This is a genomic window from Enterobacter sp. ODB01 (genome assembly GCF_001623605.1).
GTDB lineage: Bacteria > Pseudomonadota > Gammaproteobacteria > Enterobacterales > Enterobacteriaceae > Enterobacter > Enterobacter kobei.
The window spans coordinates 1,474,574-1,497,096 of record NZ_CP015227.1; the positions used below are offsets into that span (position 1 = coordinate 1,474,574).

At 53.8% G+C, this 22,523-nt stretch carries 21 protein-coding genes; 16 read left to right on the forward strand and 5 right to left on the reverse strand.

Features of this window, described 5'->3' with window-relative positions; all coding sequences use genetic code 11:
* Window positions 1-11 precede the first annotated feature (11 nt).
* From rbsC to kup, 4 genes are all read right to left on the reverse strand, one after another.
* Window positions 12-977 (reverse strand): ribose ABC transporter permease, encoded by a 966-nt coding sequence (rbsC, locus tag A4308_RS07045; protein ID WP_014881872.1) that lies wholly within the window; start codon window positions 975-977, stop codon window positions 12-14.
* Between the two features lie 4 nt (window positions 978-981).
* Complete coding sequence (rbsA, locus tag A4308_RS07050; protein ID WP_023336493.1) at window positions 982-2,487, reverse strand: ribose ABC transporter ATP-binding protein RbsA; 1,506 nt, start codon at window positions 2,485-2,487, stop codon at window positions 982-984.
* Window positions 2,488-2,494: 7 nt separating this feature from the next.
* Window positions 2,495-2,914, reverse strand: a complete 420-nt coding sequence (rbsD, locus tag A4308_RS07055; RefSeq protein WP_014881874.1) for a D-ribose pyranase — start codon at window positions 2,912-2,914, stop codon at window positions 2,495-2,497.
* Window positions 2,915-3,140: 226 nt separating this feature from the next.
* Window positions 3,141-5,009 carry a low affinity potassium transporter Kup gene (gene kup / locus A4308_RS07060; RefSeq protein ID WP_014881875.1) on the reverse strand — a complete coding sequence of 623 codons (1,869 nt, stop codon included), beginning with the start codon at window positions 5,007-5,009 and terminating at the stop codon, window positions 3,141-3,143.
* Between the two features lie 222 nt (window positions 5,010-5,231).
* On the opposite strand from kup, the gene ravA reads away from it, so the two are divergent.
* Window positions 5,232-6,728: an ATPase RavA gene (gene ravA, locus A4308_RS07065; RefSeq protein WP_023331650.1), complete on the forward strand. Its 1,497-nt coding sequence runs from the start codon at window positions 5,232-5,234 to the stop codon at window positions 6,726-6,728.
* Window positions 6,722-8,173, forward strand: a complete 1,452-nt coding sequence (gene viaA / locus A4308_RS07070) for an ATPase RavA stimulator ViaA (protein ID WP_023331651.1) — start codon at window positions 6,722-6,724, stop codon at window positions 8,171-8,173. Before ravA ends, viaA begins: the two co-directional genes overlap by 7 nt.
* Here viaA and asnA read toward each other — a convergent pair whose 3' ends face one another.
* Entirely contained in the window at window positions 8,174-9,166 is a 993-nt protein-coding gene (gene asnA / locus A4308_RS07075) for an aspartate--ammonia ligase (RefSeq protein ID WP_023331652.1), read from the reverse strand.
* A 151-nt stretch (window positions 9,167-9,317) separates the two neighbouring features.
* On the opposite strand from asnA, the gene asnC reads away from it, so the two are divergent.
* The 14 genes from asnC to glmU all read left to right on the forward strand — a co-directional run bounded on the left by asnC (window position 9,318) and on the right by glmU (window position 22,323).
* Complete coding sequence (asnC, locus tag A4308_RS07080; RefSeq protein WP_014881879.1) at window positions 9,318-9,776, forward strand: transcriptional regulator AsnC; 459 nt, start codon at window positions 9,318-9,320, stop codon at window positions 9,774-9,776.
* 90 nt (window positions 9,777-9,866) lie between these two features.
* On the forward strand, window positions 9,867-10,316 hold the full coding sequence (gene mioC / locus A4308_RS07085; RefSeq protein WP_045134507.1) for an FMN-binding protein MioC: 450 nt from the start codon (window positions 9,867-9,869) through the stop codon (window positions 10,314-10,316).
* A gap of 374 nt (window positions 10,317-10,690) precedes the next feature.
* On the forward strand, window positions 10,691-12,580 hold the full coding sequence (gene mnmG / locus A4308_RS07090; RefSeq protein ID WP_008500196.1) for a tRNA uridine-5-carboxymethylaminomethyl(34) synthesis enzyme MnmG: 1,890 nt from the start codon (window positions 10,691-10,693) through the stop codon (window positions 12,578-12,580).
* Between the two features lie 107 nt (window positions 12,581-12,687).
* Complete coding sequence (gene rsmG / locus A4308_RS07095) at window positions 12,688-13,314, forward strand: 16S rRNA (guanine(527)-N(7))-methyltransferase RsmG (protein ID WP_014881881.1); 627 nt, start codon at window positions 12,688-12,690, stop codon at window positions 13,312-13,314.
* Between the two features lie 616 nt (window positions 13,315-13,930).
* Window positions 13,931-14,311 carry a F0F1 ATP synthase subunit I gene (gene atpI, locus A4308_RS07100; protein ID WP_008500194.1) on the forward strand — a complete coding sequence of 127 codons (381 nt, stop codon included), beginning with the start codon at window positions 13,931-13,933 and terminating at the stop codon, window positions 14,309-14,311.
* An 8-nt stretch (window positions 14,312-14,319) separates the two neighbouring features.
* Entirely contained in the window at window positions 14,320-15,135 is an 816-nt protein-coding gene (gene atpB / locus A4308_RS07105) for a F0F1 ATP synthase subunit A (protein WP_014881883.1), read from the forward strand.
* 49 nt (window positions 15,136-15,184) lie between these two features.
* Window positions 15,185-15,424 (forward strand): F0F1 ATP synthase subunit C, encoded by a 240-nt coding sequence (atpE, locus tag A4308_RS07110; RefSeq protein WP_000429386.1) that lies wholly within the window; start codon window positions 15,185-15,187, stop codon window positions 15,422-15,424.
* 48 nt (window positions 15,425-15,472) lie between these two features.
* Window positions 15,473-15,943: a F0F1 ATP synthase subunit B gene (gene atpF, locus A4308_RS07115; protein ID WP_003862370.1), complete on the forward strand. Its 471-nt coding sequence runs from the start codon at window positions 15,473-15,475 to the stop codon at window positions 15,941-15,943.
* A gap of 14 nt (window positions 15,944-15,957) precedes the next feature.
* Entirely contained in the window at window positions 15,958-16,491 is a 534-nt protein-coding gene (gene atpH / locus A4308_RS07120) for a F0F1 ATP synthase subunit delta (protein ID WP_008500192.1), read from the forward strand.
* A 12-nt stretch (window positions 16,492-16,503) separates the two neighbouring features.
* Window positions 16,504-18,045 carry a F0F1 ATP synthase subunit alpha gene (atpA, locus tag A4308_RS07125; protein ID WP_003862367.1) on the forward strand — a complete coding sequence of 514 codons (1,542 nt, stop codon included), beginning with the start codon at window positions 16,504-16,506 and terminating at the stop codon, window positions 18,043-18,045.
* A gap of 51 nt (window positions 18,046-18,096) precedes the next feature.
* Window positions 18,097-18,960, forward strand: a complete 864-nt coding sequence (gene atpG / locus A4308_RS07130; RefSeq protein ID WP_014881884.1) for a F0F1 ATP synthase subunit gamma — start codon at window positions 18,097-18,099, stop codon at window positions 18,958-18,960.
* Window positions 18,961-18,991: 31 nt separating this feature from the next.
* Window positions 18,992-20,374: a F0F1 ATP synthase subunit beta gene (gene atpD, locus A4308_RS07135; protein WP_003862362.1), complete on the forward strand. Its 1,383-nt coding sequence runs from the start codon at window positions 18,992-18,994 to the stop codon at window positions 20,372-20,374.
* A gap of 20 nt (window positions 20,375-20,394) precedes the next feature.
* Window positions 20,395-20,814: a F0F1 ATP synthase subunit epsilon gene (locus A4308_RS07140; protein ID WP_006177560.1), complete on the forward strand. Its 420-nt coding sequence runs from the start codon at window positions 20,395-20,397 to the stop codon at window positions 20,812-20,814.
* Window positions 20,815-20,952: 138 nt separating this feature from the next.
* On the forward strand, window positions 20,953-22,323 hold the full coding sequence (glmU, locus tag A4308_RS07145; RefSeq protein ID WP_045134506.1) for a bifunctional UDP-N-acetylglucosamine diphosphorylase/glucosamine-1-phosphate N-acetyltransferase GlmU: 1,371 nt from the start codon (window positions 20,953-20,955) through the stop codon (window positions 22,321-22,323).
* The last annotated feature ends 200 nt before the right edge of the window (window positions 22,324-22,523 follow it).

Consider the following 22,523-nt stretch of genomic DNA (forward strand, 5'->3'; position numbering starts at 1 on the left):
AGTGTCGTCAGTTACTGTTTTTTGTTGTCTACCAGTACCGCCAGCAAAATCACCACTGCCTTAACGATCATCTGGTAATAGGAGGAAACACCTAACAAATTCAAACCATTATTCAGGAAACCGAGGATCAGTGCGCCGATCAATGTCCCAACAATGCGACCTTTACCGCCCGCCAGACTCGTACCGCCCAGAACCACCGCCGCGATGGCATCCAGTTCATAGCCCGTACCCGCCGTTGGCTGCGCAGAAGAAAGACGCGCCACTTCGATGATGCCCGCCAGAGAGGCCAGCAGGCCGCACAGGGAGTAAACGATAATTTTGACTTTATTGACGCTAATACCGGACAGACGCGTTGCCGCTTCGTTACCGCCCAGCGCATAAATGTAACGACCCAGACGAGTGTGATGCAGCATGTACCACGCCGCCAGGAAGACGATAGCCATGATCCAGACCGGCGTCGGGACGCCCAGCGGACGGCCAATACCGAACCAGCCAAACAGATCGGCATTATCCGTAAACCCGGTATTGACCGGGCTACCGTTGGTGTAGACCATGGTCACACCGCGCAGCAGCAGCATCATTACCAGCGTGGCGATAAACGCCTGAACACGCCCTTTTGCCACGATTACGCCGGTTACAGCGCCAATCGCCGCGCCTGCTGCCAGTGCAGCGGCAACCGCCACCAGCGCGTTGACTTCAATCCCGACAAGCGAAGCGGCGATCGCACCGGTGAGCGCCAGCAGGGAACCGACGGACAGATCGATACCCGAGGTCAAAATCACCAGCGTCATCCCGACCGCCATAATGGCGTTCACAGACGTCTGCTGCAGAATGTTGAAGAGGTTATTAACGGTGAAGAAATTCGGGCTCATGGTCGACACAATCGCGATCAGCACCAGCAGGGCAATCAGCGATTTTTGTTCCATCAGCCATGCCTTTGTGAAATAGCGGCGACCAGAAACAGCCTGGGTAGTCATCTTCTTACTCCTGATTCACGCGATTAAGCTTGCCCACAGCGGCAGCCATCAGAACTTCCTGGGTGGCCTGCTCGCGAGTGAATTCACCGCCGAGATGCCCTTCATGCATGACGATAATGCGATCGCTCATGCCTAATACTTCTGGCATCTCGGAAGAGACCAGAATGATGCTCAGCCCGTCGGCCTTGAACTGGTTAATCAGCTGATAGATCTCTTTCTTTGCGCCCACGTCTACGCCGCGGGTTGGCTCGTCGAGGATCAAGACTTTCGGGCGCGTCATCAGCCCGCGGGCAATCGCCACTTTCTGCTGATTACCACCGGACAACAGGCCAATCGCCTGCTCCATTGACGGCGTTTTGACGTTAAAAAGACGGATAAAATCACTGACCGCCTGCTGCTCGTCTTTATGCTTAAGGCTGCCGCCGCTGCGGCTGAAATAGCGCAGCGCGGTAAGCGACATGTTCTCTTTTACCGACATGCCCAGCACTAAACCGTCGCGCTTGCGGTCTTCAGAGATATAGACGATACCGTTCGCCAGTCCATCCTGCGGAGAGCGCGTCACCACTTCATGACCGTCGAGGGTGACATAACCGCTGGTGCGCGGCAGTGCGCCGTAGAGCACTTTCATCAGTTCGGTACGTCCCGCGCCCATCAGACCCGCGACACCGAGGATCTCACCCTGGCGCAGGGTAAAGGTCACATCGTGAACGCCCGGACCGCAGAGGTTATCCACCTTCAGGCGGATCTCACCCGGTGCTTTATCCAGACGCGGATACTGATCTTCCAGCTTACGTCCCACCATCATTTCGATGAGCGTATCTTCGGTCAGCGTCGCCACTTCGCGCTCGGCAATAAACTGCCCGTCGCGGAAGACGGTGACGTCATCGCAAATCTCGAAGATCTCTTTCATGCGGTGAGAAATATAGACAATCCCACGACCCTGCGATTTCAGCTCGCGGATCACGCGGAACAGGGATTCGGTTTCGGTATCAGTCAGAGCGTCGGTCGGCTCATCCATGATGATGACTTTGGATTCAAAGCTCAGCACCTTCGCGATTTCCACCATCTGCTGATCGCCGATGGAGAGCTCGCCTACCAGACGGTCGCTCTTAAAGCGCAGGTTCAGCTTCGCGAGCAGCTTGTCCGCTTCGGCGTACATGGTTTTCCAGTCGATTTTGCCAAACCGGTTCACAAACTCACGGCCGAGGAAGATGTTCTCCGCAATGGTGAGCTGCGGGATGAGGTTTAGCTCCTGGTGGATGATACCGATACCCGCTTCCTGAGAAGATTTCGGGCCGTTAAAGGTGGTCTCTTTACCCAGCCAGAGCAGCGAACCGGCATCACGTTGGTAAATCCCGGTCAGCACTTTCATCATGGTGGATTTGCCCGCACCGTTTTCGCCCACCAGCGCCATCACGCGACCGGAGTAGACATTCAGCGCCGCACCGGAGAGGGCTTTTACGCCCGGGAACGATTTATCGATCCCCTTGAGTTGCAGTAATGCGTCCATGATGGCCTCAGAAGGTGACGCCAGCACAGAGAATGATATTCGCATACGGGGAACACTCCCCGCTGCGAATCACCGCCTGACTGTCTGCGGTTTGTTGTTTGAACTGCTCGTGCGTTGTGTAACGAATTTCTATGGTGTTTCCCTGGTGTTGCTGCAGTTGCTCAATAAACTTAAGCAACGTTTCGTGGAGCTGCGGATTATGTTGTTTGATTTCCGCCGCGAGAATGGCCGCCTCAACCTGCATCTCCGACGTCACCACATCCAGTACCTGCATAAACGAAGGAACTCCCTGCGTTAACGCCATATCAATACGGGTTGTGCTGCGCGGAACCGGTAAGCCTGCATCGCAAACCACCAGCGTATCGGTATGACCAAGACGGGAAATGACCGATGAGATTTCTGAGTTGAGAACTGTGCCTTTCTTCATTTTCTGCTCCACTAGCGAAACGTTTCGCTAAAAAGAGTGTAGCCGCAAGAGTGTTCAGAAAACCATCATGGCGTAACAGATTTGTGATCAACGTCGAAACGTTTCGCTAAGTGAAATAGAGGGGGAGGTAAATGCAAAACGGTAACCGTCAGGTTACCGTTTTTTATGTTTGCGCCCTCTCCCTGTGGGAGAGGGTCGGGGTGAGGGAATCAGCCCGCAGAAGGACTTAAATCTCGACCTGCGTTCCCAGCTCAATCACGCGGTTAGGCGGGATCTCAAACTGGTCAGGCGCACGCAGGGCGTTACGCTGCAGGATAAGATAAAGCTTACCGCGCAGGCGCAGATACCAGGGACGCTTGCCGATAATCAGCGACTCGTGCGACATAAAGAACGACGTCTCCATCATCCGGCAGCTTAGCCCTTCAAGACCGCAGCGGTGGAACACCTCTTCCACATTTGGCGTTTCGCGCCAGCCGTAACTCGCCACCACGCGCCAGAATGTCGGGGACAGCTGCTCGATTTGCACGCGACGCACGTTGTGAACATACGGCGCATCTTCGGTACGCAACGTCAGCAGGATCACGCGCTCGTGAAGAACCTTGTTGTGCTTGAGGTTATGCATCAGCGCGAACGGGATGACGTTCAGGGCACGAGACATATACACCGCCGTTCCCGGCACGCGCACCGGCGGGGATTTCTCCAGGGAAGCGATCATCGCCTCCAGAGAGTTACCGTGCTCATGCATACGACGCAGCAGACGGAAGCGCTCGCTCTTCCACGTGGTCATCACGATGAACATCACCAGACCCAGCGTCAGCGGCAGCCAGCCGCCGGAGACAATCTTGTCGAGGTTAGCAGAGAACAACGGCACGTCGATGCACAGGAAGCCCACCAGAATCATTGCCACAAGGAATTTATTCCAGTGCCAGTTTCGGTACGCCACGGTAGTGGAAAGAAGCGATGTCAGCACCATCGTACCGGTTACCGCAATACCGTACGCCGCCGCCAGGTTACTGGAGTGCTCAAAGCTCACGATAACAATCACAACCGCGAAATAGAGCAGCCAGTTAACGAACGGAATGTAGATCTGACCCGACTCCATCTCTGAAGTATGGATGATGCGCATTGGCGAGAGATACCCCAGACGCACGGCCTGGCGCGTCAGAGAGAACACCCCCGAAATCACCGCCTGAGAAGCAATGACGGTCGCCAGCGTCGCCAGAATCAGCATCGGTACCAGCGCCCAGTCAGGCGCCAGCAGGAAGAACGGGTTCTTAATCGCTTCCGGGTTCTTGAGCAGCAGCGCGCCCTGACCGAAGTAGTTCAGCACCAGCGACGGCAGCACCACAATAAACCATGCCACGCGGATAGGCAGTTTCCCGAAGTGCCCCATATCGGCATACAACGCCTCAACGCCAGTGATGGAGAGCACGACCGCGCCAAGCGCCACGAAGGAGACAACTTTATATTCAAGGAAGAAATGCACGGCCCAGTAAGGATTCAGGGCATGCAGCACTTCAGGGTTAGCAATAATGCTGCGCAAACCGAGGGCCGCGAGGATCAGGAACCAGGCCAGCATAATCGGCGCAAACAGTTTACCCACCAGCCCGGTACCGTGCTTCTGGATCGCAAACAGCAGCGTTAATACGATTATCGCCAGCGGAACCACCCACGTATCGAGCTGTGGCGCAATAATCTCCAGGCCCTCTATCGCCGAGAGGACCGAAATGGCGGGTGTGATAACCACCTCTCCGTAGAAGAAACTGCCGCCGATCAGGCCGATAATCACCAGCACGGACGTCATTCTGGCGGAGGTGTTGCGCCCGGCAAGGGACATCAGGGTCAGGATCCCGCCTTCGCCCGCGTTATCTGCACGCATAACGAAGGAGAGATATTTAACAGAAACAACCAGGATCAGCAGCCAGAAGATGAGTGACAAGAAGCCAAACACGGCATCACGCTCAACACCAAAGCCAAACTGGCCGGACAGACATTCACGAAGCGTATAAAGCGGGCTGGTACCGATATCACCGTAGACAACCCCGATCGCAGCAAGCGTTATTGCGGGTAATGATTGCTTATTATCAGTGCTCATAGACTAGTCTTTTCGTTTAAATAACAAATGTGTTCCCGGTCCCTTGGCCCACAAAAAGCGCACAGTATGCACGATTCGTTGCAAAATCGAACCCCTAAATGCAACCGCATTAATGTAGCGCAAAGAAAATTGCGCCGCACTTCAGCCTATTACCAGCTCTGACTGAAACGTCTATACTCGCTTCAATTGGCCGCCACGACGGCGAAAGGATGCAAAACTATTATGGCTCACTCACATTTATTAGCAGAAAGAATTTCCCGCCTCAGCAGTGCGCTAGAGAAAGGCCTTTTCGAGCGTAGCCACGCCATTCGCCTTTGCTTACTGGCAGCGTTGAGCGGTGAAAGCGTGTTTCTGCTGGGTCCGCCGGGCATTGCCAAAAGCCTGATCGCACGCCGCCTGAAGTTCGCTTTTCAGAATGCTCGCGCCTTTGAATATCTCATGACGCGCTTCTCCACCCCCGAAGAGGTTTTCGGTCCGCTCTCTATTCAGGCCCTCAAAGACGAGGGGCGTTATGAGCGTCTGACAGCGGGTTATCTTCCGGAAGCAGAAATTGTCTTTCTCGATGAGATCTGGAAAGCCGGCCCGGCAATCCTGAACACCCTGCTCACGGCGATTAACGAACGCCGGTTTCGCAACGGGGCCAGCGAAGAGAAAATCCCCATGCGTCTGCTGGTGGCCGCGTCAAACGAACTGCCCGAAGCCGACAGCAGCCTGGAAGCGCTGTATGACCGTATGCTGATCCGCCTGTGGCTCGATAAAGTCCAGGACAAGTCAAACTTCCGCTCTATGCTGGTCAGCCAGCAGGATGAGAACGAAAACCCGGTGGCGGCTTCTTTGCAGGTGACGGACGAGGAGTATTACCAGTGGCAGGAAGAGATCGGCAAAATCAAACTGCCCGATGCCGTTTTTGAACTGATCTTCATGCTGCGCCAGCAGCTTGATTTACTTCCTTCCGCACCGTATGTCTCGGACCGTCGCTGGAAAAAGGCGATTCGTCTGCTCCAGGCAAGCGCCCTGTTCAGCGGTCGTGATGCCGTCGCGCCCATCGATCTGATCCTGCTGAAAGACTGCCTCTGGCACGACGCAGAAGGCATGAACCTGATGCAGCAGCAGCTGGACGTATTGATGACCGGACACGCATGGGGGCAGCAGGCGATGCTCAACCAGCTGGGGGCGATTACTCAACGCCGCATCCAGCTCCAACAGCAGCAAAGTGATAAAACGGCGCTGAAAGTCAATCGTCTGGGCGGTATGTTCGCCCGCAAACCGCATTACGAGCTCCCCGCCGATCTGACCGGTACGACGCTAACGCTGCTGCTCCAGCAGCCGCTCAAACTGCATGATATGCAGGTGGTACACATTACGGTTGAGCGCGAGGCGCTGTCTCAGTGGCTCGACAAAGGCGGTGAGATCCGCGGAAAACTCAACGGCATCGGTTTCGCGCAGCCGCTCACGATGGAAGTAGACAGCAGCCAGCACCTGGTAATCCGCGACGTCAGCCTGCAGGGCTCGCGTCTTGCGCTTCCTGGCACCGCTTCTGACAGCGTGCCGGAAGAGATCAAACAGCAGTTGGACGCCCTGGATACCGAATGGCACCAGCAGCACACCCGCTTTAGCGAGCAGCAAAAATGCCTCTTTATTCATAGCGACTGGTTAGGTCGCATCGAAGCCAGCCTGCAGGATGTCAGCGCGCAGATCAAACAGGCGCGTCAATGCTAACGCTGGACACGCTCAACGTGATGCTGGCGGTCAGCGAGGAAGGGTTGATCGAGGAGGTGGTGATTACCCTTCTGGCGTCGCCACAGCTGGCGGCGTTTTTTGAAAAATTCCCGAAGCTCAAAAAGGCGATGACCGACGATCTTCCGCGCTGGCGAGATAATCTGCGACAGCGATTCAAAGAGACTGAAGTTCCGCCGGAACTGACGGAGGAAGTCGCGGCCTATCAACAGTGTCAACGGCTCTCCACGACGCAGTTTATCGTCCAGCTCCCACAAACCCTGGCAGTACTCGATAACGTCCACTCTCCGTTTGCCAGCCAGGCCCGGGCGCTGGTCACGGATAACGCCACCTTTACCCCCGCACTGCATACTCTCTTTTTACAACGCTGGCGCCTCAGTCTGGTGGTTCAGGCCACAACGTTAAACCAGCAGTTGCTGGATGAAGAACGTGAACAGCTGCTCAGTGAAGTTCAGGAACGCATGACCTTAAGCGGTCAGCTTGAGCAGGTGCTGGTGGAAAATGAAAACGCCGCAGGACGTCTCTGGGACATGAGTGCCGGTCAGCTCAAACGCGGAGATTACCAGTTGATCGTCAAATACGGCGATTTTCTGGCGCAGCAGCCGGAATTGATGAAGCTTGCTGAACAGCTGGGGCGCTCAAGGGAGGCAAAATCAGTTCCAAAGAAGGATGCCCCGATGGAAACCTTCCGCACCCTGGTGCGTGAACCGGCAACCGTGCCAGAACAGGTCGACGGGCTCCAGCAGAGCGATGACATTCTGCGCCTGCTGCCCACCGAACTGAGCACGCTGGGAATGACCGAGCTGGAGTATGAGTTCTACCGTCGGCTGGTGGAAAAACAGCTTCTTACCTACCGGCTGCACGGCGAAGCGTGGCGCGAGAAACTTAGCCAGCGTCCGGTCGTCCATCAGGATTTTGATGAACAGCCGCGCGGGCCGTTTATTGTTTGTGTGGATACGTCCGGTTCGATGGGCGGATTTAACGAACAGTGTGCAAAAGCGTTTTGCCTGGCACTGATGCGCGTGGCGCTCGCCGACCGCCGTCGCTGCTTCATCATGCTCTTCTCCAGCGAAGTCGTGGGTTATGAGCTGACGAACCAGCAGGGAATAGAGCAGGCAATCCGTTTTTTAAGCCAGCGTTTTCGCGGGGGCACTGACCTGGCCAGCTGCTTTCGCAGCATCGTTGAGCGGATGCAGGGGGGTGACTGGTACGACGCCGATGCGGTCGTCATTTCCGATTTTATCGCCCAGCGACTGCCGGATGATGTGGTTAATAAAGTGAAGGAGTTACAGCGGGTACATCAGCACCGTTTTCACGCCGTCGCGATGTCCGCTCATGGAAAACCCGGCATCATGCGCATCTTCGATCATATCTGGCGCTTTGATACCGGGTTGCGTAGCCGTCTGCTCAGACGCTGGCAGCGTTAATTAAAGAAGAGATCCCACGCTGTCACGCACCTGCTGCGGCCAGACGCCACACTGTACCTGACCAATATGCGGCAGTTGCAGCAGCAGCATGGTCAGACGGGACTGGCCGATCCCTCCCCCGATGGTCTGCGGCATTTCGCCGCGCAGCAACGCCTGGTGCCACTCTAATTTGAGACGATCTTCGTCACCGGTCACCGCCAGCTGGCGTTTCAGCGCGTCGGCATCCACGCGGATCCCCATAGAGGAGAGCTCAAATGCATCTTCCAGTACCGGGTTCCAGACCAGGATATCGCCGTTCAGCCCGGCATAGTCGTGCTCGCCCGCGGTGCTCCAGTCATCATAATCCGGCGCACGGACGTCGTGGCGTTTGCCATCAGAGAGTTTGCCGCCAATGCCGATCAGGAATACTGCACCCAACTCTTTCGCGATCGCACGTTCACGGCCTTTGGCATCAAGATCCGGGAAACGGCTCAACAGTGCCTGGCTATGAACAAAGTGGATCGTGTCCGGCAGGAACGGTGCCAGACCAAACTCTTTGCTCACGGCCGCTTCAGTCGCTTTGATCCCGGCGTAGATCGCCTCAACGGTGGATTTCAGCGTGCCGAGGTGACGCTCGCCATCACCCATCACGCGCTCCCAGTCCCACTGGTCAACGTAAACAGAGTGAATAGGTGAGAGGCGGTCTTCATCGGGGCGAAGGGCTTTCATGTGCGTGTAAAGCCCTTCGCCCGCGCTGAAGTCGTGTTGTCCCAGGGTTTGACGCTTCCACTTCGCCAGGGAATGAACCACTTCGAACTGGGCATCTGGCAGTGTTTTCACTTTCACCTGTACCGCTTTTTCGCATCCAGACAAGTTATCCTGCGTCCCGTCGCCCACCCGGCTCAGAATTGGTGCCTGAACCTCAATCAGCCCAAGCTTCTCTTCCAGCTGGCGGGAAAAATGGGATTTAACGAAACTGATCTGGCGTTGTTTTGCGATGTAAGCGGTTTTCATTATTTATACTCCTGCGTCCTGTTGGTAATGATTAAGCAACAGAACCGGCACTTAATTCAATAACTCAACAACAAAAAGCCGACTTCACTTTTGAATCGATAAAATATGACGCTAGAATAGAAAGAATCATCAATCTTCATAAGAAAAAGCTATGGAAAATTATCAGATCGACAATCTCGACCGCGGCATCCTCGAGGCGTTAATGGCCAATGCCCGTACCGCCTACGCCGAACTGGCGAAACAGTTTGGTGTCAGCCCGGGAACCATTCACGTTCGCGTAGAGAAAATGAAGCAGGCGGGGATCATTACCGGCGCGCGCATTGACGTCAGCCCGAAGCAGCTGGGTTACGACGTCTGCTGCTTTATCGGCATCATTCTTAAAAGCGCAAAAGACTATCCTTCCGCCCTGGCCAGGCTCAATGCGCTGGATGAGGTCACCGAGGCGTACTACACCACGGGGCACTACAGCATCTTTATAAAAGTGATGTGCCGATCCATCGATGCCCTCCAGCAGGTACTTATCAACAAGATCCAAACAATTGATGAAATTCAGTCCACCGAGACACTGATCTCCCTGCAAAACCCGATCATGCGTACCATCCGCCCATGATCGGGCAAATTCATTCCCACATTTTCCACAGGTAGATCCCAGCTCGTTCACAGCGTACAATATCTCCCTCTTTATCTGAGCGAGCGATCAATGGCGGACATTACCCTTATCAGCGGCAGCACCCTCGGTGGTGCGGAATATGTAGCGGAACATTTGGCTGAGAAGCTGGAAGATGCGGGCTTTTCAACACAAACCCTGCACGGACCGCTGCTTGAAGATCTCCCGACTGACGGGGTCTGGCTGCTGATCACCTCCACGCATGGCGCGGGCGATCTGCCGGATAACCTGCAACCTTTATATGACGAACTGCAGGAACAGCAGCCTGACCTCTCAAAGGTCCGTTTTGGCGCTGTGGGGATCGGCAGTCGTGAATATGACACCTTTTGCGGGGCAATAGAGAAAGTCGAAGCTGTTATCACCTCTTGCGGAGCAAAACAGCTGGGTGAAACACTCAAGATCAACATCCTCGATCATGATATTCCGGAGGATCCGGCCGAGATCTGGTTGGGTGAATGGAAAAATTTACTCAAAAACGATTAAAGATCGCGCGATCAGATGTGGATAACTCTGGTTAAAAGCTCGTATTAACCCGTAGTTATCCAAAGAACAACTGTTGTATCGTTTTTAGCCTGTGTATAAAGTCGCGATCTGATCCCAGCTTATACGGTCCAGGATCACCGATCATTCACAGCAAACGATCCTTCCTAACTGCATGATCTTATTTGCCGGATCGGACTTATCCACACAAGTACGCGATCCTAATAAGAGATCACAATAGAACAGATCTCTAAATAAAAAGATCTTCTTTTTAATAGCCCAGGATCCCAATGCTTTCTCGAAAGACTAAAGTTGAGTAGAATCCACGGCCCGGGCTTCAATCCATTTTCATACCGCTTTACGCGAGGCAGACCACCATGTTTTATCAGGATCCTTTTGACGTCATCATCATTGGCGGGGGTCACGCAGGCACTGAGGCCGCAATGGCCGCAGCGCGTATGGGTCAACAGACCCTGCTTTTGACACACAATATCGACACGCTGGGACAAATGTCCTGTAATCCGGCGATTGGCGGCATTGGGAAAGGACACCTGGTAAAAGAAGTGGATGCGCTTGGCGGCCTGATGGCGAAAGCGATCGATCATGCAGGCATCCAGTTTAGGATACTAAACGCGAGTAAAGGGCCGGCAGTGCGTGCCACTCGTGCACAGGCAGACCGCGTGCTTTATCGTCAGGCCGTACGTACCGCGCTGGAGAATCAGCCAAACCTGATGATCTTCCAGCAGGCGGTAGAAGATCTTATCGTTGAGAACGATCGCGTCGTGGGTGCTGTGACCCAGATGGGCCTTAAATTCCGCGCCAAAGCGGTGGTACTGACCGTCGGCACCTTCCTGGACGGGAAAATTCATATTGGTCTGGATAACTACAGCGGTGGCCGTGCAGGCGATCCGCCATCCATTCCGCTCTCTCGTCGTCTGCGTGAACTGCCACTGCGCGTAAGCCGCCTGAAGACTGGCACACCGCCGCGTATTGACGCGCGCACCATTGATTTCAGCGTGCTTGCGCAACAGCACGGTGATAACCCGATGCCGGTCTTCTCGTTCATGGGCAATGCGGCGCAACATCCGCAGCAGGTACCGTGCTACATCACGCATACCAACGAAAAAACCCATGACGTGATCCGCAATAACCTCGATCGCAGCCCAATGTACGCCGGTGTGATCGAAGGGATCGGTCCGCGTTACTGCCCGTCGATCGAAGACAAAGTGATGCGCTTTGCCGATCGTAACCAGCACCAGATCTTCCTGGAGCCGGAAGGGCTAACCTCAAACGAAATTTATCCGAACGGTATCTCCACCAGCCTGCCGTTCGATGTGCAGATGCAGATTGTTCGCTCAATGCAGGGCATGGAGAATGCGAAAATCGTTCGCCCTGGCTACGCTATTGAGTACGATTTCTTCGACCCGCGTGACCTGAAGCCAACCCTGGAGAGCAAATTCATCCACGGTCTGTTCTTCGCGGGCCAGATTAACGGCACCACCGGTTACGAAGAAGCGGCTGCACAGGGTCTGCTGGCCGGTCTGAACGCTGCCCGTTTCTCTGCCGAAAAAGAGGGCTGGGCCCCGGCGCGTTCTCAGGCCTATCTGGGCGTACTGGTTGACGATCTCTGCACCCTGGGCACTAAAGAACCGTACCGTATGTTTACCTCTCGTGCGGAATATCGCCTGATGCTGCGCGAAGATAACGCCGACCTGCGTCTGACTGAAATGGGCCGCGAGCTGGGTCTGGTCGATGACGAACGCTGGGCACGCTTTAACGAGAAGCTGGAGCGCATTGAACAGGAACGTCAGCGTCTGAAAACCACGTGGGTTAATCCACAGGCGGAAACCGCTGCCGAAGTGAACGCTCACTTAACTGCGCCGCTCTCACGTGAAGCCAGCGGTGAAGATCTGCTGCGTCGTCCGGAAGTGACCTATGAGAATCTGGTGAAACTCACCGCGTTCGCCCCGGGTCTTGAAGATGCCGAAGCCGCTGAACAGGTCGAAATTCAGGTGAAGTACGAAGGCTATATCGCGCGCCAACAGGATGAGATTGAAAAACAGCAGCGTAACGAAAACACGTTGCTGCCGGAAATGCTGGACTACCGTCAGGTGACGGGGCTTTCCAACGAAGTGATCGCTAAGCTGAACGATCATAAACCGGTATCCATCGGCCAGGCATCACGTATCTCTGGCGTTACGCCCGCCGCGATTTCGATTCTGCTGGTGTGGTTGAAGAAACAGGGTATGCTGCGCCGCAGCGCGTAATGCCCAGAACATTGCCCGGTGGCGATGCGCTTACCGGGCCTACTGAACCCGTAGGGCGGGTAAGCGAAGCGCCACCCGCCACCTAAGTTTTCCAACAGGTATTCACCGTGCTCAACAAACTCTCTCGTCTGCTGGATCAGGCAGGTATTTCGCTCACCGATCACCAGAAAAACCAGCTGGTGGCCTATGTCGATATGCTGAACAAATGGAACAAAGCGTACAACCTGACGTCGGTACGCGACCCCAACGAGATGCTGGTACGCCATATTCTCGATAGCATCGTTGTTGCACCGTATCTGAAGGGTGAGCGTTTTATCGACGTTGGCACGGGGCCCGGTCTGCCAGGGGTTCCGCTGTCGATTGTCCGGCCGGAAAGTCATTTCACGCTGCTGGACAGCCTCGGTAAGCGCGTGCGCTTTTTACGACAGGTTCAGCATGAGCTGAAGCTTGAGAACATCACGCCCGTTCAAAGCAGGGTAGAGGCGTTTCCGGCAGAACCGCCGTTTGACGGTGTTATCAGCCGCGCCTTTGCTTCACTCAATGACATGGTGAGCTGGTGTAAACATTTGCCCGCAGAAGAGAAAGGGCGTTTCTATGCGCTGAAAGGGCAACTGCCGGGTGATGAAATTGAACAGCTTCCGGACGGTTTTGCCGTTGAATCCATCGAGAAATTAAACATTCCTCAGCTCGACGGTGAACGTCATCTGGTGATAATTAAGCCAAACAATTTTTAAAAAATTAATAAAAAATGTGGAATTTGTGCTGTTCTGGTGATGTTAAAAAACAGCACAACTCACATGGATTTACCCGTTAGCATTTAACCTCTTTTTTACCATGGTTTTTCTTATGGTTAACGTTGCGCCTATTATTCACCGTGAAGATAGTCAACTATGAAAATATCAGTCTGCTAAAAGTGGATGACTGTAATCAGAGTGTGATGTTAATTATTTATTAAGAATGTCAATAAAGGGTTTTTATTGTGTACGGGGCTGTTTTGAAAATAGTTGCGATATTTTATCTTTGATTTCAGAAAGATACTCCTGTGCGATTTACGGCTTTGATAAATACAACCTTATCGCAAATGTGTGTTTTGTGATCTCGTGCACGCTTTGTAGTCAACGTTTTCGCGCTGTTTGCAGTTTTGCTCGAAGGTCGATGCTTTCAGCGAAAGTTGAAAAATAGCGGTGGGGAAAAATATTTAAACATTTATTCACCTTTTCGCTACTTAATGTTTGAAATCACGGGTACGCACCGTATAATTTGTCCGCTTTTTGATGCTTGACTCTGAGCCTTAAAGGACGTTTTATACGACACGCGGCATACCTCGAAGGGAGCAGGAGTAAAAACGTGATGTCTGTGTCGCTCTTGAGTAGAAACGTTGCTCGTAAGCTTCTGTTCATTCAGTTTCTGGCTGTGATAGCAAGTGGACTGCTGTTTAGCCTCAAAGACCCCTTCTGGGGCATCTCCGCCGTGTGCGGGGGTTTGGCAGTTGTGCTGCCAAACGTGTTATTTATGATTTTTGCCTGGCGTCATCAGGCGCATACACCCGCCAAAGGCCGCGTGGCCTGGTCCTTCGCTCTTGGCGAAGTGTGTAAGGTGTTGCTGACCTTTGCTCTACTGGTGATGGCGCTGGCGGTTTTGAAAGTGGTCTTCATGCCGCTGATAGCAACGTGGGTTTTGGTGCTGGTGGTACAAGTTCTGGCTCCAGCTGTAATCAATAACAAAGGGTAAAAGGCATCATGGCTTCAGAAAATATGACGCCGCAGGATTACATAGGTCACCATCTGAATAACCTTCAGCTGGACCTGCGTACATTCTCGCTGGTGGATCCGCATAACCCCCCGGCCACCTTCTGGACGATCAACATCGACTCCATGTTCTTCTCGGTGGTATTGGGTCTTCTGTTCCTGGCCATGTTCCGCAGCGTTGCTAAAAAGGCGACCAGCGGTGTTCCAGGGAAATTCCAGACATTCGTTGAAATGATCATCGGCTTCGTCCATGGCAGCGTGAAAGACATGTACCATGGTAAGAGCAAGCTGATTGCTCCGCTGGCCTTGACCGTGTTCGTTTGGGTCTTCCTGATGAACCTGATGGACCTGCTGCCAATTGACCTGCTGCCGTTCATCGGCGAGCACATCTTCGGCCTGCCTGCGCTGCGTGTTGTACCGTCTGCGGACGTGAACATCACTCTGTCGATGGCGCTGGGCGTGTTTATCCTGATTCTTTTCTACAGCATCAAAATGAAAGGCGTAAGCGGCTTTGTGAAAGAGCTTACCTTGCAGCCGTTCAACCACTGGGCGTTTATTCCGGTCAACCTGATCCTGGAAGGCGTTAGCCTGCTGTCCAAACCTGTTTCACTGGGTCTGCGACTGTTCGGCAACATGTATGCGGGTGAGCTGATTTTCATTCTGATCGCGGGTCTTCTGCCGTGGTGGTCACAGTGGATTCTGAATGTGCCATGGGCCATTTTCCACATCCTGATCATTACGCTGCAAGCCTTTATCTTCATGGTTCTGACGATCGTCTATCTGTCGATGGCGTCTGAAGAGCACTGATTTTTTACCAACACTACTACGTTTTAATTGAAACAAACTGGAGACTGTCATGGAAAACCTGAATATGGATCTGCTGTACATGGCTGCCGCTGTGATGATGGGTCTGGCGGCTATCGGTGCTGCGATCGGTATCGGCATCCTCGGGGGCAAATTCCTGGAAGGCGCAGCGCGTCAACCTGATCTGATTCCTCTGCTGCGTACTCAGTTCTTTATCGTTATGGGTCTGGTGGATGCTATCCCAATGATCGCTGTAGGTCTGGGTCTGTACGTGATGTTTGCTGTCGCGTAGTAGTTGTTTTAAAACCCCAAGCCACAGAAATTTAAGAGGTATTGTGCTGTGAACATGAACGCAACAATCCTCGGCCAGGCCATCGCGTTTATTCTCTTTGTCTGGTTCTGCATGAAGTATGTATGGCCGCCTTTAATGGCTGCCATCGAAAAACGTCAGAAAGAAATTGCTGACGGTCTGGCTTCTGCAGAACGCGCTAAGAAAGATTTGGACCTTGCACAGGCCAACGCGACAGACCAGCTGAAAAAAGCGAAAGCGGAAGCTCAGGTCATCATCGAACAGGCTAACAAACGCCGTTCGCAGATCCTGGACGAAGCCAAAGCTGAAGCAGAACAGGAACGTACTAAGATCGTGACACAGGCTCAGGCTGAAATTGAAGCTGAGCGTAAACGTGCTCGTGAAGAACTGCGTAAGCAGGTTGCGATTCTGGCTGTTGCTGGCGCCGAGAAGATCATCGAACGTTCCGTGGATGAAGCTGCTAACAGCGACATCGTGGACAAACTTGTCGCTGAACTGTAAGGAGGGAGGGGCTGATGTCTGAATTTGTTACGGTAGCTCGCCCCTACGCCAAAGCAGCTTTTGACTTTGCTATCGAACACCAAAATGTCGATCGCTGGCAGAATATGCTGGCGTTTGCCGCTGAGGTGACGAAAAACGAACAAATGGCCGAGTTGCTTTCCGGTGCGTTAGCGCCTGAAACTCTCGCCGCGTCGTTTATCGCCGTGTGCGGAGAGCAACTGGATGCCAACGGCCAGAACCTGATTAAGGTGATGGCAGAAAATGGTCGTCTCCGTGTGCTCCCGGATGTTCTCGAGCAGTTTGAGCACTTACGTGCCCTTAGTGAAGCAACAGCTGAAGTCGAAGTGACTTCAGCGACTGAACTGAGTGATGAACAGCTTGCGAAAATCACCGCCGCGATGGAAAAACGTCTGTCACGCAAAGTTAAGCTGAATTGCAAAATCGATAAGTCTGTAATGGCAGGCGTAATCATCCGCTCGGGTGATATGGTCATTGATGGCAGCGTACGCGGCCGTCTTGAACGCCTTGCAGACGTCTTGCAGTCTTAAGGGGACTGGAGCATGCAACTGAATTCCACCGAAATCAGCGAACTGATCAAGCAGCGCATTGCTCAGTTCAATGTTGTGAGCGAAGCTCACAATGAAGGTACTATTGTTTCTGTAAGTGACGGTGTTATCCGCATCCACGGCCTGGCCGATTGTATGCAGGGTGAGATGATTTCCCTGCCGGGTAACCGTTACGCTATCGCACTGAACCTGGAGCGCGACTCCGTAGGTGCGGTTGTGATGGGTCCATACGCTGACCTCGCCGAAGGCATGAAGGTTAAGTGTACTGGCCGTATTCTGGAAGTGCCGGTTGGCCGTGGCCTGCTGGGCCGCGTTGTTAACACCCTGGGTGCGCCAATCGACGGTAAAGGTCCGGTTGAGCACGATGGCTTCTCTCCAATCGAAGTTATCGCACCAGGCGTTATCGATCGTCAGTCCGTCGATCAGCCTGTTCAGACAGGCTATAAGTCTGTTGACGCCATGATCCCAATCGGTCGTGGTCAGCGTGAACTGATCATCGGTGACCGTCAGACCGGTAAAACCGCGATGGCAATCGACGCCATCATCAACCAGCGTGACTCCGGCATCAAATGTGTGTACGTGGCTATCGGCCAGAAAGCGTCCACCATTTCTAACGTGGTTCGTAAACTGGAAGAGCACGGCGCGCTGTCTAACACCATCGTGGTTGTGGCTACCGCTTCTGAATCTGCTGCACTGCAATACCTGGCGCCATACGCGGGTTGCGCAATGGGCGAATACTTCCGTGACCGCGGTGAAGATGCACTGATCGTATACGATGACCTGTCTAAACAGGCTGTTGCTTATCGTCAGGTTTCCCTGCTGCTCCGTCGTCCACCAGGACGTGAAGCATTCCCGGGCGACGTATTCTACCTCCACTCTCGTCTGCTGGAGCGTGCTTCCCGCGTTAACGCGGAATACGTCGAGAACTTCACCAAAGGTGAAGTGAAGGGTAAAACGGGCTCTCTGACCGCACTGCCGATCATTGAAACCCAGGCGGGTGACGTTTCTGCGTTCGTTCCGACCAACGTAATCTCCATTACCGATGGTCAGATCTTCCTGGAAACCAACCTGTTTAACTCCGGTATTCGTCCGGCGGTTAACCCGGGTATCTCCGTATCCCGTGTTGGTGGTGCTGCTCAGACCAAGATCATCAAGAAACTGTCCGGTGGTATCCGTACCGCGCTGGCACAGTATCGTGAACTGGCTGCGTTCTCTCAGTTCGCATCCGATCTGGACGAAGCAACCCGTAAACAGCTGAGCCACGGTCAGAAAGTGACCGAGCTGCTGAAGCAGAAACAGTACGCACCAATGTCTGTTGCTCAGCAGGGCCTGGTACTGTTCGCGGCTGAACGCGGTTACCTCGAAGATGTGGAACTGGCGAAAATCGGTAGCTTCGAAGCCGCTCTGCTGGCTTACGTCGACCGTGATCACGCTCCGCTGATGCAAGAGATCAACCAGACCGGTGGCTATAACGACGAAATCGAAGGCAAGCTGAAAGCTATCCTCGATTCCTTCAAAGCAACCCAATCCTGGTAATCGTCCGGCGGCTTGTCTCAGGACAAGCCGCCTGGCATTGAGGAGAAGCTCATGGCCGGCGCAAAAGAGATACGTAGTAAGATCGCAAGCGTCCAGAACACGCAAAAGATCACTAAAGCGATGGAGATGGTCGCCGCTTCCAAAATGCGTAAATCGCAGGATCGCATGGCGGCCAGCCGTCCTTATGCAGAGACCATGCGCAAAGTGATTGGTCACCTTGCAAACGGTAATCTGGAATACAAGCACCCTTACCTGGAAGAACGCGACGTTAAGCGCGTGGGCTACCTGGTGGTGTCGACTGACCGTGGTCTGTGTGGCGGCTTGAACATTAACCTGTTCAAAAAACTGCTGGCGGATATGAAAGGCTGGTCCGATAAAGGCGTTCAGTGCGATCTGGCACTGATTGGCTCTAAAGGCGTCTCTTTCTTTAACTCCGTTGGTGGCAACATTGTCGCTCAGGTGACCGGTATGGGTGATAACCCGTCCCTGTCCGAACTTATCGGCCCGGTTAAAGTGATGTTGCAGGCCTATGATGAAGGCCGTCTGGACAGACTGTACGTTGTCAGCAACAAATTTATTAACACCATGTCTCAGGTGCCTACGATCACTCAGATGCTGCCTTTACCGGCATCAGAAGATGACGAGTTGAAGCAGAAAGCCTGGGATTACCTGTATGAACCCGATCCGAAACCGCTGCTGGATACCCTGCTGCGTCGTTACGTTGAATCTCAGGTTTATCAGGGCGTTGTAGAAAACCTGGCCAGCGAGCAGGCCGCACGAATGGTGGCGATGAAAGCCGCGACCGATAATGGCGGCAGCCTGATTAAAGAGCTGCAGTTGGTTTACAACAAAGCTCGTCAGGCCAGCATTACTCAGGAACTCACCGAGATTGTCTCGGGGGCCGCCGCGGTTTAACCAGGTTTACGAATTACGTAGAGGATTCAAGATGGCTACTGGAAAGATTGTCCAGGTAATCGGCGCCGTGGTGGACGTCGAGTTCCCTCAGGACGCCGTACCACGCGTGTACGACGCGCTTGAGGTACAGAATGGTAACGAGAGCCTGGTGCTGGAAGTTCAGCAGCAGCTCGGCGGCGGTATCGTGCGTACCATCGCGATGGGTTCTTCCGACGGTCTGCGTCGTGGTCTGGAAGTGAAAGACCTTGAGCACCCGATCGAAGTGCCTGTAGGTAAAGCAACACTGGGTCGTATCATGAACGTATTGGGTCAGCCAATCGACATGAAAGGCGACATCGGTGAAGAAGAGCGTTGGGCTATCCACCGCGCGGCACCTTCCTACGAAGAGCTGTCAAGCTCTCAGGAACTGCTGGAAACCGGCATCAAAGTTATCGACCTGATGTGTCCGTTTGCGAAGGGCGGTAAAGTTGGTCTGTTCGGTGGTGCGGGTGTAGGTAAAACCGTAAACATGATGGAGCTGATCCGTAACATCGCGATCGAGCACTCCGGTTACTCTGTGTTTGCGGGCGTAGGTGAACGTACTCGTGAGGGTAACGACTTCTACCACGAAATGACCGACTCTAACGTTCTGGACAAAGTATCCCTGGTTTACGGCCAGATGAACGAGCCACCAGGAAACCGTCTGCGCGTTGCGCTGACTGGTCTGACGATGGCTGAGAAGTTCCGTGACGAAGGCCGTGACGTTCTGCTGTTCGTTGATAACATCTATCGTTACACCCTGGCCGGTACTGAAGTATCTGCACTGCTGGGTCGTATGCCTTCAGCGGTAGGTTATCAGCCTACGCTGGCGGAAGAGATGGGTGTTCTTCAGGAACGTATCACCTCTACCAAAACCGGTTCTATCACCTCCGTTCAGGCGGTATACGTACCTGCGGATGACTTGACTGACCCATCACCAGCCACCACCTTTGCGCACTTAGATGCAACCGTGGTACTGAGCCGTCAGATCGCGTCTCTGGGTATCTACCCGGCCGTTGACCCGCTGGACTCCACCAGCCGTCAGCTGGATCCACTGGTTGTGGGTCAGGAACACTACGACACCGCGCGTGGCGTACAGTCCCTGCTGCAGCGTTACCAGGAACTGAAAGACATCATCGCCATCCTGGGTATGGATGAGCTGTCTGAAGAAGACAAACTGGTGGTAGCACGTGCGCGTAAGATCCAGCGCTTCCTGTCCCAGCCGTTCTTCGTTGCGGAAGTATTCACCGGTTCTCCGGGTAAATACGTTTCCCTGAAAGACACCATCCGTGGCTTTAAAGGCATCATGGAAGGCGAATACGATCACCTGCCAGAGCAGGCGTTCTACATGGTTGGTTCCATCGAAGAAGCAGTGGAAAAAGCCAAAAAACTTTAACGCCTTAATCGGAGGGTGATATGGCAATGACTTACCACCTGGATGTCGTCAGCGCAGAGCAACAAATGTTCTCTGGTCTGGTCGAGAAAATCCAGGTAACGGGTAGTGAAGGTGAACTGGGTATTTTCCCGGGTCACGCACCGCTGCTCACCGCCATTAAGCCTGGTATGATCCGCATCGTTAAACAGTTCGGTCATGAAGAGTTTATCTATCTGTCCGGCGGCATTCTTGAAGTGCAGCCAGGCAGTGTGACCGTTCTGGCCGATACCGCTATTCGTGGCCAGGATCTCGACGAAGCACGAGCCCTGGAATCGAAGCGTAAGGCTGAAGAGCACATTAGCAGCTCTCATGGTGACGTGGATTACGCTCAGGCGTCTGCGGAGCTGGCCAAAGCGATCGCGAAACTGCGCGTTATCGAGTTGACCAAAAAAGCGATGTAACACCGGCTTGAAAAGCTCAAAAGCCAGTCTGTATACCAGGCTGGCTTTTTTTTTGTGCCTTAATTCATGATGAAAAAGATGTAGAATTTTAAGCATCAAACGTTTTTACTTCTCACTTAAATTACCGTCAGGATGCGTATGTCAAACAGTGCGATGAGCGTGGTGATCCTTGCCGCTGGCAAAGGTACCCGCATGTATTCCGATCTGCCTAAAGTGCTTCACCGTCTGGCAGGAAAGCCAATGGTGCAGCATGTCATTGATGCAGCGAATGAACTGGGGGCCCGCCAGGTCCATCTGGTTTATGGACACGGTGGCGATCTGCTTAAAAAGGCGCTGAGCGATGACGCGCTCAACTGGGTGCTCCAGGCTGAACAACTGGGTACTGGCCATGCAATGCAGCAGGCCGCCCCTTTCTTTGCCGATGACGAAGACATCCTGATGCTCTACGGAGACGTCCCGCTGATCTCCGTCGAGACGCTGACTCGCCTGCGTGCAGCCAAACCGCAGGGCGGCATCGGTTTATTAACCGTCGTGCTGGACGACCCAACAGGCTATGGCCGTATCACGCGTGAGAACGGCCACGTAACGGGTATCGTTGAACACAAAGACGCCAGCGATGAACAGCGTCAGATTCAGGAGATCAACACCGGTATCCTGATTGCCAATGGCGCAGATATGAAGCGCTGGCTGTCGAAGCTCAATAACAACAACGCGCAGGGTGAGTACTACATCACCGATATCATTGCGATGGCGTACCACGAAGGGCGTGAAATTGCCGCCGTTCATCCGGCGCGCATCAGTGAAACGGACGGCGTGAATAACCGTCTGCAGCTTTCTCGTCTCGAGCGCATTTATCAGTCTGAGCAGGCCGAAAAGCTGCTGCTGGCCGGCGTAATGCTGCGCGATCCAGCGCGTTTCGATCTGCGCGGGACCTTGTCGCACGGGCGAGATGTTGAGATTGATACTAACGTTATCCTTGAAGGCAACGTTCAGCTTGGCAACCGCGTCAAAATTGGCGCCGGCTGTGTGATCAAAAACAGCGTCATCGGTGACGACTGCGAAATTAGCCCGTACAGCGTGGTTGAAGATGCTCATCTGGACGCGGCGTGTACTATCGGTCCGTTTGCGCGTCTGCGTCCAGGTGCTGAGCTGCTGGAAGGCGCTCACGTAGGCAACTTCGTGGAAATGAAAAAAGCGCGTCTGGGGAAAGGCTCGAAAGCCGGTCATCTGACCTATCTGGGTGACGCAGAAATTGGCGACAACGTGAATATTGGTGCAGGAACCATTACCTGTAACTATGACGGTGCCAACAAGTTCAAAACCATTATCGGCGACGACGTGTTTGTGGGTTCTGACACGCAGCTGGTGGCGCCTGTCACCGTAGGTAACGGCGTGACCATTGCCGCCGGGACGACCGTGACGCGTGACGTGGCGGATAACGAGTTAGTGTTAAGCCGCGTGCCGCAGGTGCACAAGCAGGGCTGGAAACGCCCGGTGAAGAAGAAGTAACAACAAGGCGGGTGGCGCTACGCTTACCCGCCCTACCATTGAGTTTGCCTGATAAGGCGTAGCCGTCATCAGGCAAATCCGGGTGAGGAGATAAATATATATCTCCCCCCACAAGCAGTACCCATAACTATAACCCCACTCTCTACAAGGCTCGGGGTGCCCGGAAAGGGCAAATACAGGTCAGCGACAACGCAGGCATC